Origin of the sequence: Microcoleus sp. AT3-A2, assembly GCF_036705685.1 — a bacterium.
In the GTDB taxonomy this organism is placed as follows: Bacteria; Cyanobacteriota; Cyanobacteriia; order Cyanobacteriales; family Microcoleaceae; genus Microcoleus.
On sequence record NZ_JAUBVF010000018.1, the window covers coordinates 1 to 12,150 of the forward strand.

Here is a 12,150-nt window from a genome sequence, read left to right on the forward strand (position 1 = left end):
CTGTGGCGTTTTGGATGCGGTTTTCGAGTTGGGTGCTGACTGTTTTGTCTTCGTTGACGGCGCGCTGTACGGATGGATTTGTGGGATTGGGTGCTTCTTGTTGGGGTTCAATGGCAGTATGGGGCATTGCCATGACTTTGGCTGCCATCGCATCTGCTTCTAGTTCGTATTTGTCTCCTGGTGTGCTGACGGTAAGTTTGGCTTGTATTGATGATGTGTCGGATGATTTAGCAGCAGCAGCGGCATCTTCTCGCGCCCACCGCCTGATCAGGGGGTCATTTTTTATCCAATCTGATGTTGGAAAGCGTGATAGATTCGGTTCTAAAAACCGTTTCCTTTGGATTTGGTTGTCTGGTGAGGGATTGCTAGAAGAGGTAGAATTGGTGTTCTCCGTCTCTAGGCTGGGGCTGAAAGTTCGATCGTCCTCAGAGGTGCGTTGCGCGACATCAGTTGTATTTGATGTGTCGGATGATTTAGCAGCAGCAGCAGCAGCAGCAGCGTCTTCTCGCGCCCATCGCCTGATCAGGGGGTCATTTTTTATCCAATCCGATGTCGGAAAGCGAGAAAGATCAACTTTTACGTCTGGCGTGAGAGGCAGGGGTAATGGTTTAAAATCATTCCGGGGCCCAGGGGAAAACCTCTGGTTTTGCTGCTGTAAAGAAACATCCGAATTCACTCTCTGCACTTTCTGGTGAAACATACAAGCCCCTGCACTGCACAGTTTAAGCGTTTAAGCGTTTAAGCGTTCTCAGTATATCCCGATCGCCGATCGCTGGCAATACCCCACAATTTCTATCTAAATAAAAAAACTGCAAACAACTATGACACCAAGCAGCAAGGACTGGTACAAAGCTAACTACCATTATCTGTTAGCCCAAATTGAGGGAGTGCGTCAAATTCTCGCACAATATCATCCTGCCATTGAAAAACGATCGACCCCGCAGGCACCTGTATCGCCAATTCCTCCCGATTCACCCATCAATCCCTTATTTCGCTTGGACGAACTGTGCGTTACTTTCGGACTCAGCGCGATCGAACGCGATATTTTATTAACGTGCGCCGGCATGGAATTAATGCCCGATTTAAGATTTGCTTGCGCCACCATCCACGACGACCCACAATTAAACTATCCTACATTCACCCTAGCTTCAATAATCTTTCCTTCTTTCGATTGGAGCGTTGTTTCTTCTTATTCTCCCCTCCAACAAAATCAGTTAATTGAAATTGGTGCCAGCTTTCCTTTAACCCTGAGTCCTTTACGAATTGACCAAACGCTCCTCTGCTACCTCTTGGGCGAACCTTGTTTGGATTCATTTTTGTCAAACACAATCAAAGAGATAAATTTATCTCAAGCACCTGCAATTAAGTTACAGCCAGCCCCAGAACAAATCGCTGCGGATCTTGCAAAATTTTTAGCAAATCATACAATATCTAAAAATACTATTGTCCAGTTGTGCGGTTTAGAAGTAGCGGTTATTCAGGATATTGTTGCAAGTGCTTGCTCTGTTTCCGGATGCCAGCTTTTTACAATTAAAGCTTCCCGGCTGCCAGTTGTTGCCAGCGAACTTAATTATTTGGTTCAGCGCTGGAAACGCTTTGCAATACTTTTTAATAGTGTTCTATTGCTAGACTGTCATCAAGATAACACAGTAACAATGGCAGTATTAGATGTGATACAACATCTAGTTGAAATTATTAAAACTCCATTAATCATAATATCTGGTGAACGCATTTCCTCTCTCAAAAAATCAGGTATAACTTTCAACGTACCTAAATTAACTACTAGCGAACAAGCAGCCATCTGGCAGCATAATTTGGGAAGTGCAGCAGCAGAACTTAACGGACAAGTAGAAACGTTAGTTTCTTATTTCAATCTCAGTTCGGGTGCGATTCAAGCTGCTTGTACGGAAGCATTAAATGCGTCAAAAGTCAACAGTTCAAGCCCCAAAAATTTTGACGCAATTTTGTGGAATACCTGTCGGGAGATAGCGCGTCCCCAACTCGACGATTTGGCGGCGCGCGTTGAGTCAGTCGCTACTTGGGATGATTTAGTAATACCCTCGGAACAACGCGAAATGCTGCGGGAAATGGTAGCCCAAATCAGGCAGCGATCGCAAGTTTATTATCGTTGGGGATTTGGCGGTAAAAGCGCGCGGGGATTGGGTATTAGTGCCTTATTCGCTGGGATGTCCGGGACTGGAAAAACAATGGCAGCGGAGGTGGTAGCCAACGAACTCAATTTAGATATGTACCGGATAGATTTAAGTGCGGTGGTGAGCAAATATATTGGCGAGACAGAAAAGAATTTGCGGCGGATATTTGATGCGGCAGAGAATTGCGGTGCGGTGTTGTTGTTTGATGAAGCTGATGCTTTATTTGGCAGGCGTTCTGAAGTTAAAGACAGTCGGGATAGATATGCCAACCAAGAAGTCAGCTATTTGTTGCAACGCATGGAATCTTATCAAGGTTTGGCAATTTTAACAACTAACCTGAAAGATTCGTTAGATAATGCTTTCAATCGCCGCATCCGTTTCGTTGTTAAGTTCCCATTCCCGGACACTGCTGAGCGTATTCTAATTTGGCAGCGGGTATTTCCCCAGAATACACCTACAGAAGGATTGGATTTTCGCAATCTGGCGCGCTTGAACGTAGCGGGGGGAAATATTTGCAGCATTGCTTTAAATGCGGCTTTTCTTGCAGCCGAGGCTAAGGAACCAGTGATGATGAAACATATTTTACAGGCAACTCAAAGCGAGTATATGAAGTTGGAAAGGACGCTGACGGGTTCGGAAATTGGTGGATGGGTTTAAAATTATATTGGCAACCAGTTATGTCTGAGAAATCAAAAGATCGTAAGTACAAAAAGCCGGTTTTTCTCGCTCAATAATATCTCTAACCAATCGTTCATCAATTGGCCGATCCGGTTCGGGACGCAAGCGCACAATAAAATGAAACGGACGCCCGCCGCCCAACATTGAATCCCTGCCAATTATCGTTTCTCCCATCACAAAACCACGCATAAAAATTTCTTCAATACTGATATGTTTTTCAGCTTCCGGTAAATTTTCATCTAATGGTAAATCCGTGTAAAGATGCAAATAAAAACGCAAACCCCGCCGCGTTCCATGCCAGCGATAAAGTTCTAGTGCATTGCGAATTAGACGGCGCTGCTGTTTAATATCCCAACGGCGATCGATCGGCCAAGCAACCCAATGCGCGAGAAAAGGAAGTAACGCTTCCGGTGCTGTCAAAGGGTCTAAATAAGCCCATAACACGTCCATTGTTTGGACGGCAGGGTCAAATGCTTGTTCAAAAATTGTTAAAAATCTGCCGATAAAGTCTATTTCGCGGTAAATTGCGGGGAGAAAATTTAGGTAGGAAGTAGAGGGACGCACGCAAAGGTTAAACACTCGATAAGCAACGAGTTGCCGCGAGGTTTGAGCTTCAGCGTAGACATAAACTTGAGTTTCATAATTAATTTTTAAGCGATCGCGCCCGCGATTTAAAGCATACTGATTTTCAAAATAATCTTCGGGAATCTCGAAACATAGCGATTTATCCACTTTTTGATTGGGAGCAATTTCTTCGGCTTCTTCCTGTTGCCAACTGCACCAACCAAGAGGAAAATCTCCTTCAATTTCCAATCGCCATCGCAGCGGGCGGCCTCCCAAGTTTTCTAACTGCACTAACATTTCCCCAGGTTCCCCAGGTTGGAGGAGGAGATTGTTGGCGATCGCCATTTCTGTATTATTCCCGGCAAAACCTGCTAAAGCTGACGAATCTGCTGCTTCTGGAGGTTGCATTGAGGCTAATTTAATCGCTAAAGTTGGACGGTAATTAGATTGAGACATTCGATTTTAGATTGTAATGAGTAATGGGTAATGGGTAATGGGTAATGGGTAATAGGTAATAGGTAAGGAGTGCCTGAGTGGGTGAATGCGTGAGTTTTGAGTTAAAGACAGTTCTTAATTCACGCACTCGAAACTTAAAACTCACGCACTCCCTAAAAACTCCCGAAAAACCTATCCGTGTATCCGTGTTATCCGTGTCGTGCTGTTGGGAATTGGGAATTAGCCATCAGTCCTTTTTATTTCCAATTCCCTCCGCAACGCTTAGTCCATTACCTTTTAATCAAAAAACTCGATACTATGGCCCGATCTTAATCGACTATTTTCTTCATCTGCCCAAGAACAGATTAAACCTAAAGAGCCAGGAGCGATCGTATCTAGGGGCAATTCTTCGCGAAACCATCCCGAGGCATATTTTCGCAACTCAAACAATTCTGCCATTTCTAAATAGCGAACTCCTGGAATTTTTTGACCTAAAGCAAAGATATCCGATCGAGATACGGGACGACCTAAATCCCAACCTTTTCCCTCAGTTCCACCAGTTAGGGGATTGAGAAAGCGGTATAAAGCTATCAGCAATTGAGTGCGGATCTGTTCGATCGCGCGAGGATTGTTATATTTTGGCTCGATGATAACTTCAGTTGTAACGCTCACTCCGACATATTCTGGTTCCTGTAATTTCACCTGAACCCCCAAAGGCTTGCGGTCTTTCATGTATTCGAGAATTTCTGTTTCCAATTGAGAGTTGAGAGCAAAATATCGATCGGGGTGCATTCCCAACCGAAAATCGATCGTTTCCGTATCGACTTTCGGCACAATTAATAGCGTAACTCGACCGGGTGTCGCATTAGTTGCATTGGTGAGGCAATGAGCGCGAGCGACAGCTCTGCTTGATGTTTGAGCGACATTTTCAAAGTCTTCTGGCGTTACGGCAGATTCTCTAGTCCGCAATATTTGCGGGACTCGAATTACGGCTTCATCCAGCGATTCTGGATCGATTCCTCCCACTGCTGGTTGATAATTTATGACGCTTTTAACGTAAGGAATTGCTTGTTTAATTACAATTAATTTTTCCGCTTGCACGTTGCCGCGACTTCCTCCTCCCGTGCGGTAGGCTACCATATAAATTTCCGCGCCTGGGGGAGGAACTTTACCGTACTGTCGCTCTAATGCTTCATTAGGAGCGCCACTGGCATAGTCTGGTTGTATGTTGGATAAATTGCGGTTTTCTGTGGAAGTTCGCCGTACAATAGTGCCGCCTGGTTGATTTTGCGATCGCTCTCTGGTTCTTTGCTTAATTTGCATCGGTTCTCGAATCAACGGACCGAATTGAATCGTACTTGTTTGAGAATCAATAGTATAGTGAAGGTCATCAGGGCCGGAGTTAGAAAAATCCTTAACTTCTTGCCAGATTTCGGCTGGGCTATTAATCGGCCTCACTTCAATATGTTCGCCTGCTTTTCGGTTTAAAATTGGTTTGGCTTGTAATTGAAATAACTGTCCCGGTTTGCCATCGCTGACTCCTAAAAGTTCGTTTTCAACCCGAACGCATTCGCTAGCATTTACTGCACCGCCGATCGATCGAACTGCTATGCCGACAATGCTAGGCGAACTGCTATAACTCGATTGCAATTCTTTGGGAGTGGTGTAAACGCAGCGTATCCAATGACCGCGATATTCTGTGCCGAAATCCGCGATCGGGAATTGTTGGGGTAAATGCAGTATTACATCCGCTCCATCAACTATAGGATTAGTGCTTTGCTGTCCTAATTCGCTAAAACTAAAGCCTTTTGTTCGATCGTGTTCTTGTTTTCGCAAAATCGTTGACTGCCAATTTGTACCGTTCCAAGTTTCCCATCTTAAGGGGGGGTCATCTGGATTAATCCCGGTGCTTCTAGCTGCTTCTCCTCTAAAAGTGAAAGCAATTACGTGGCCGGTAATCGGATTTTCTCGGTCTGCTTGTAAAACTAAATAAAAGCAGTTTTTAGGTCGCGTTTGCTCGAAGAGCAAGGTTTCTTCTAAATTCCACCATTGGCTGTTAACGGGAGTGCGATCACGCAAGTTTTCCGGTCTATCTTCTTCTGTTAGTCCCGTAAGAAAATGCCGGATTTGAGGGTTGCCGATCGTGAATTCCTCATCCGTACTAAAAATAATTGATTGTTGAGTTTCGGTTCGCACCGTTGCCACTTCGGTGGCGTAGGGAATTTTAATTGCTTCTGGTTGTGCCTTAGTTAAATAAAATGTTAACTCGCACCAAGCGGGTGCAGGTGGTTGCAAGCGAATTCCCAATAATTCTAGGAATGCCACATAATTTCGTCGGGGAACTTGGTTAAACCGCATTAACATTTGGTCGGTTAACCAAGCAAACAATTCAATCAGAGTAATTCCCGGATCGCCCGGGTTATGATTAGTCCATTCCGGACAGTAGCGGGGAATGCGCAGGATACATTCTTCTACGAGGTCGTTAAAAGTTCGGTCATCGAGATCGGATTTGGGGAGTTCGGGTAAAAAGTCAAATTTCACGGTTCTTGACCTGTTGGGGATAAGTAAAATGGATAAACTAAGCTGCGAGGATCGGGGCTGTTTTTGGGTTGGTAAATTATTTCGATATCTACTCTACCTCTAATCGGGTCTGGATCGGCACGCACTTCTTTTAAAATAATGCGAGGTTCCCACATTTCTAATGCTTGTTCTACGTATAAACGGAGCAGAAGCAGAGTTTGAACGTTCATCGGTTCAAAGACCAATTCTGACAGCCGCGAGCCGAAATTTGGTCGGTACACCCGTTCTCCTAAATCCGTTCGCAGGATGATGACTATAGATTCTTCGATGTTGTGGCTGCTTGAGCTGAGTTGGACGCCACCTTGTACGTTGACTTGTAAGGGAAATGCGAGTCCGCCTCCGATGTAGTCTTCTGGTTGAGGATAGTAATAATCTTCTGGCATGGTTGTAAGTTTTTTGCCTTCGTATATTTTACTGCAAGATTGGGTATGAAGGATCGCTTGTTGGATCGGGTGAATGTTGCGAATTAATACAACGCTGGTGAAAGGAGAAGTGCGAATGCGATAACTCTCAGGTACTATTTTTGAGTTGTTCGACGCAATAAGTCAATTGTTCTGTTAATTGTTCGATTTCAATTAAACATTCTATCTCTAATTTGGCGTCTACATAACTTGCCATAAGTTGTGCTATTCGGGCTTCGATGCGAGCCGCTAGTTTTTCGACAACCAATAATGTCGAACCAATTGCTTGTCTAATTGATGGTGCGTTATTTTTACCGCCTTCTATTAGTTGTCTGCTTCGGTCAACCAAATTCCAATAACGACGAATTAGGTTTGCTGTTTTTAAAGGTGTTTTGTTCTGCTCAAAGAAGTTCTTGCTATTCGCAAAAATTGTCGAGCCATCTGCATTTAATCTGGCTGTGAGTTGTTTTTCCAGCTTAGTCATAAGAGTTTTAGCGACGAAGGGTTGTTTGGTATTCAACATCACCCTAACTCGATCGAAATCGGCTATTTCTTCTAAGGTTAACAGGGATAATATTTCGCCTATATGTTTGGGTTTTTCTGACGGCGAATTAGTCGGTAATTGCTCGATCTTATTGACAGGAGTAGCTGGCTGTGGTAAGGGAGGAAAAGAATTGTTGTTGAGGTTTGGTTTTGGCTCGTCGGGAAGTATAACGGTGCTGGGGGGAGTATTTTTAATCTCTACTGGTTGCGAGCGAGCATCGGGTGACGGGGGATTTTCTAGTGGGGATTCATTACGGGCGGGAGCATCGTCCGATCGTGTTGGTGGGGATTCATTACGGGCGGGAGCACCGTCCGATTGCGTTGTTGGTGGGGATTCTATGGATGCGATCGCATCTTTTACTTCCACATCGCCATCGATAACAGATATAATTCCTGGCAAGTATTCATCCATCATCATCACGTTGGCATAAACCAACTGTTTTATCTGGGTAGAAGCCAGCGTCGAACCCGATATATCGATGCTGGTTTTGTAGCGAATTTCACCCGTTGCAAAGTCTAGTTCAAAATTGCCAATAATCGTGCCATAATTAGCTCTCGTGATGAATTCTGCAAGGGCTAAATGCTTGGATTCTGGTACGCTAACCGGGCAAATCGAGTAAAATACAAATTGTGCTCGCTCGGTTCTAGCTTTAGCGTAGCAAGTCCATTTTCCATTTTTACCACTTAATATCATGTGCAGAACTGGCTCACTTTGAATTTTGACAAAAGGCCAGTCATGTGAGGTGAAAAAATTGATAATTGCTGACAAAATATTCTGACTGATGTCAGAGGAACTCAATTCAGCTAATTCTTCAAAACCTTTGCCCATTGAATCTATTGCCATAGCAATATTTTATTCATTGAATTCAGATAAATTTGGATCTACCCACTCTTTAAATTCCTTAGTTACTTCAAGCGAAATCCCAAATTGATACAACATTATTTTGTTCAAATTGGTAAATCAACACGGCTCTTTCGGATACTTGGGGTAAAATGTATATTTGGCTACCGGGTAACTGGTAATTGGCTCTCGATTCGGAACCTATTACCCATTACCAGACATTAGATTAACTTATCACCACAAGTTCAGGAGAGCCATATTCAATGCTATCTAGCAAGAATTAGTGAATTGCTTGGCTTGAATCGGTTCCTCTTGCGTTTCTTGTTGTTCCCCATCAAGTGTTTTTTTGAGCAGTTCCTTATTGTGGCTGAGGATGATGTTATGACTGGGGAGTTCCTTCGCAGCAAGGGTTTTGTCTTGTGTTCCCGATGCTTTAAAGCTGCTTTCTTTGTTAAAGGGGGTTTTTTGAAGTGACTTTTTTTCCCGAGCGATCGGAATTTCTTTCGCTTGAAGTGTTTCTTGTTTTTCCTTTTTTTGAGGTTGTGGTTGCACTTCTTTATTCATCCTCACCGCCACACCCTGCTGGATGGTATGCGTCAATTCATGCGCCGTCAATTCATTTTTGCCGGGAGGTGTCCCTGCTCCGTAGTAAATATCGCTACCATGAGTAAATGCCGGTGTTCCCAACTCTTTGTTCATCTGCACGGCTTTCGAGTTGGTATGCACTTTGATGCCACCAAAATCTGCATCGAAGTGCCACTCCATGAAACTGAGCACGTCATCGGATAAAGCGCTACCTCCACCCTTAGAATTGGTGAGGCTGCTTTCGATACAGGAACTTGGCCGGGTACTGCCATCAGATGCTCGTTGTACCCCTGACTTCATCTGGATTTCTGCTTCCTCAGTATTTTGCCAGTCTAAATTATCACGATCGATTTTTGGTTGCGGCGATCCTTCGTCGGTGGATATTGCTGGATTGCTTGCTTCCTCTGGGTTTTTTTGTTCTTTTGCTAAAACTTCAGGTTTAATTGCTGGTGCTGGCGCTGATTGTTCATGTTGGGGTTGAATGCCACTTGGCAAAGAGTTCTCATCGCTAGGAGGAGGCGCTTCTATAGTAATATTTTGCCAATTCAGGCTCCGACGAATTGTTTTTGGTTGAATCCATTCTAATTCCTTTGATATGTTTGAATTGTTGCCAACCGTTTCAGAGGGTGCATCGATAAAAGGATGTTGCTCAAATAGGGGCAAACTTTGTTGAGTAGCCTGAGATGACGTCGCTGAGTTTTCCTTTTGGGCTGGTACTTGTTCGCTCATTGCTTAGTTTCTCCAGACTCAGTGGCACGTGCTGTATAGACCTACTTCATGTTTAAGGGTTGGCAAAAAATTAATGCCAGTCGATCGCAGCCATGATTATAGCAGTCTCGTTGGTAAATTTATTGATTTCTCAATAAATGTTAACCATGAATTGGTAAGGTATAGACTGCCGCCAGTTCTTAACCGTGAAATTAAGGGAAAACCTTAACTGATTGAGCTGTCTTTAGAGTAATCGGACCAGAAGTACTGTTAATTGTAATCGGCCCAGTACCTTTTATGGTAATGGTTCCCTTAGAATCAATGCTGACAGTGCGAGCGCTGTCATCCAGCCTTAACTTCTGCCCCCCCGATGTTTCAATTTCGACAAATTTTTCGCTGTCATTGATGATTAATTTATGACCGCCTGCCGTTTCAATACAAGCACCTTTTTTACTGCTACCTTTGTCTTCCTCCACAAACTGAATTTTATGCCCGACGCGGGTTTTAAAGGTCCGCAACCGCACTTTGCCATCAGCTACATTATCTTTTACCGGATTGGGGGTTAAATCCTTGCCGTTCCAAACTGCGCCAATTATATAGGGACGGTGAATATCGCCCTGTTCAAATGCTACCAATACTTCATCATTTATTTCTGGCAAACAGTCAAATCCTCGCTCTTTTCCCGCACCAATTGCTACTACTCTAGCCCAATTACTGGCGTGTTCCTCTGTTAAAGTAGGAAACTTAACTTTAACTCTGCCCCAACCTTCCGGGTCTTGGTTATCGGTAACAATTCCTACTAATAATGTCTGTCCAGGTTCTAATTGTTTCTGAGGGGCAAGAGTGGTTAAAAGGTCGCCTCCGCGCAATCCTCGCACGCTGAATTCTGTTAGGTATACTCGCTCGTGATAAGTATGCCGAGTTGAAGTAACGTAGTATTTCCCACTGTGCTGTCCCATTTTTTCTAATTCGATCGTACGCCCCGGACGAATTTCGGTATTTCCTTCAGCTTTGGCATCAGCATAGATAAATTGTCCGCCCAATTCATCGCACAAAGCTTGAGCTTTGGTATCGGCTTCTTTGGGGCTAAAGCAAGTCCAATTTAAAATCATTTTCGGTTTAGGCGGCTTGCCGTTAAATTTACTACTGGTATCGCTGCCTTTACCGTTTTGTGTTTTAGTAATAACTTGTTCTTGATTTTTTGTTGAGACAATTGCTCTTTTTTCTTTGTAATCCCAAGCTCTTACTTCTACTTCTTTTACTTGCTCTGCGCTGGTTACTCGCACGCGAAAGCTGCGCAGGTCTGTCAACCATTTAAGAGTTATTTCTTTACCATCGGCTTTTGGTTTGCGGAAATTTAATTTTCCCTCTTGAACAAACAATTCAAATCCAATTCTGCCGGCGCGTTCTCGCAAGAATTCCATGTTAGTTTGATTTTCTTGAAAAACATAGTCATGTGCCACACCACTAGCATCAATAGTGCCAGTTTCTATGCCAACTTCTTGAATTACTTTCTTCACAATGTCGCTGTCGGTCATATTCTGAAAAGAACGGTTGTAACGTCCTCGATGCAAGCGGTGACCGGCATCGTAACCGCGAACAATTACAGGAGCTTGAGATTTTTCACTGAAGAAGGTTTCAATTCCTGTTATTTCGCCTTCCATGACGGAGTTTTGGCTGTCTTTACTGTAATCCTTAGATTCTGTCGTGCTAGAGGTAAAGCCTATTTTGACGGATTTACCAATTTGTAATAAATCTTGATAGCGCCAACTTTGATCCTGGCTGCGACCGGGGAAATAATCATTTTGAATCACTAAGGTAAACATTCCTGGCAGATGCAAGCTTTCTTCGACAATGATTTGAAGAAGATCTTCCATTAAGTTGGAAGGAGCTTTTTGGCCATCTATTTCTAATGTTGGTAGGGCGCGGTAATGTACTCCTGTCATAAGCTTTAGGTGATTAATTTTATGTTGGTTTATCTTGTCAAGTGGTTTTGGCTCTGCTAAATAGTTGAAAGTCAAGAATTCGTTTGCCAGGACTATCTGTTGCATTTGCTAGATACTTGAAAGTCAAGAATTCGGCTTACTTGACCCTTTCCGGCTACTCAAACTATCTGTTTGACGGTCTACTTGAGCTGGAGGTTTAGCACCTACAGGCCCGTTTTCTTTGGGTTCATCAGCTTCTTTTAAAGTTAGGCTATCGATGACGGCACGGACTGGTGTTCCATCGGGGAGAAACATAGTGAGTTTATAGCTCAATTTTTCAATAAAGCAACGCCGCAGGTAAACCTGTTTGCCCCACATAAATTGATAAATAGGTGGGCGTTCTTTCCCTTGGACAAATTCAACGGCTTTTCTAAATTTGTCAATATACTGCTTGACGACATCTCCGCCATCTTCGTAAGTGTCAAACAAAATTTTATTGACGGTGACTTTGTAAGCCTTTACGTGAGAAAAGCTTACTTTAGGCTGTCCTTTATCTTGGGTGCGCGCGCCGGGGCTTTCGGATGTTTCCACAACTCCCTCAAAAAGTAGTTCGGTAGGGTTAAACATAAATTCAATTGGCGGTACGCCATCATCTGATATTAAAGTCGCTTTGACCAAATTGCCCGATTTATCTGATATGGGTGTGGAGCTTCTGAGTGATGGCATAATTTCTCCTG

Annotated in this window: 8 protein-coding genes and 1 pseudogene; 1 reads left to right on the forward strand and 8 read right to left on the reverse strand. The window is 43.7% G+C overall.

Features of this window, described 5'->3' with window-relative positions; genetic code table 11:
• Positions 1–700 (reverse strand): annotated as a pseudogene (locus QUB37_RS12825) (hypothetical protein); the annotation flags it as partial.
• 121 nt (positions 701–821) lie between these two features.
• Between QUB37_RS12825 and QUB37_RS12830 the strand changes: the two are divergent.
• On the forward strand, positions 822–2,810 hold the full coding sequence (locus QUB37_RS12830; protein ID WP_333162461.1) for an ATP-binding protein: 1,989 nt from the start codon (positions 822–824) through the stop codon (positions 2,808–2,810).
• Between the two features lie 18 nt (positions 2,811–2,828).
• On the opposite strand, the gene QUB37_RS12835 is transcribed toward QUB37_RS12830, so the two are convergent.
• The 7 genes from QUB37_RS12835 to QUB37_RS12865 form a co-directional block, all read right to left on the reverse strand.
• The gene (locus tag QUB37_RS12835; protein ID WP_333162463.1) at positions 2,829–3,851 is read right to left on the reverse strand and encodes a phage tail protein; all 1,023 of its coding nucleotides are present in this window, start codon (positions 3,849–3,851) and stop codon (positions 2,829–2,831) included.
• A 276-nt stretch (positions 3,852–4,127) separates the two neighbouring features.
• Positions 4,128–6,371, reverse strand: a complete 2,244-nt coding sequence (locus QUB37_RS12840; protein ID WP_333162465.1) for a putative baseplate assembly protein — start codon at positions 6,369–6,371, stop codon at positions 4,128–4,130.
• Complete coding sequence (locus QUB37_RS12845; RefSeq protein ID WP_333162467.1) at positions 6,368–6,793, reverse strand: GPW/gp25 family protein; 426 nt, start codon at positions 6,791–6,793, stop codon at positions 6,368–6,370. Before QUB37_RS12845 ends, QUB37_RS12840 begins: the two co-directional genes overlap by 4 nt.
• 127 nt (positions 6,794–6,920) lie before the next feature.
• Positions 6,921–8,198 carry a type III secretion system chaperone family protein gene (locus tag QUB37_RS12850; RefSeq protein WP_333162469.1) on the reverse strand — a complete coding sequence of 426 codons (1,278 nt, stop codon included), beginning with the start codon at positions 8,196–8,198 and terminating at the stop codon, positions 6,921–6,923.
• 267 nt (positions 8,199–8,465) lie between these two features.
• Positions 8,466–9,509 carry an eCIS core domain-containing protein gene (locus QUB37_RS12855; RefSeq protein WP_333162471.1) on the reverse strand — a complete coding sequence of 348 codons (1,044 nt, stop codon included), beginning with the start codon at positions 9,507–9,509 and terminating at the stop codon, positions 8,466–8,468.
• A gap of 191 nt (positions 9,510–9,700) precedes the next feature.
• On the reverse strand, positions 9,701–11,434 hold the full coding sequence (locus QUB37_RS12860; protein ID WP_333162473.1) for a VgrG-related protein: 1,734 nt from the start codon (positions 11,432–11,434) through the stop codon (positions 9,701–9,703).
• A gap of 123 nt (positions 11,435–11,557) precedes the next feature.
• Complete coding sequence (locus QUB37_RS12865; RefSeq protein ID WP_333162474.1) at positions 11,558–12,139, reverse strand: CIS tube protein; 582 nt, start codon at positions 12,137–12,139, stop codon at positions 11,558–11,560.
• Between the last annotated feature and the right edge of the window lie 11 nt (positions 12,140–12,150).

What these genes read in the sequence shown, in the direction of transcription:
- QUB37_RS12830 (WP_333162461.1), top strand. Translation starts at nt 822, where the DNA reads ATGACACCAAGCAGCAAGGACTGGTACAAAGCTAACTACCATTATCTG.
- QUB37_RS12835 (WP_333162463.1), bottom strand. Translation starts at nt 3,851, where the DNA reads ATGTCTCAATCTAATTACCGTCCAACTTTAGCGATTAAATTAGCCTCA.
- QUB37_RS12845 (WP_333162467.1), bottom strand. Translation starts at nt 6,793, where the DNA reads ATGCCAGAAGATTATTACTATCCTCAACCAGAAGACTACATCGGAGGC.
- QUB37_RS12850 (WP_333162469.1), bottom strand. Translation starts at nt 8,198, where the DNA reads ATGGCAATAGATTCAATGGGCAAAGGTTTTGAAGAATTAGCTGAATTG.
- QUB37_RS12855 (WP_333162471.1), bottom strand. Translation starts at nt 9,509, where the DNA reads ATGAGCGAACAAGTACCAGCCCAAAAGGAAAACTCAGCGACGTCATCT.
- QUB37_RS12860 (WP_333162473.1), bottom strand. Translation starts at nt 11,434, where the DNA reads ATGACAGGAGTACATTACCGCGCCCTACCAACATTAGAAATAGATGGC.
- QUB37_RS12865 (WP_333162474.1), bottom strand. Translation starts at nt 12,139, where the DNA reads ATGCCATCACTCAGAAGCTCCACACCCATATCAGATAAATCGGGCAAT.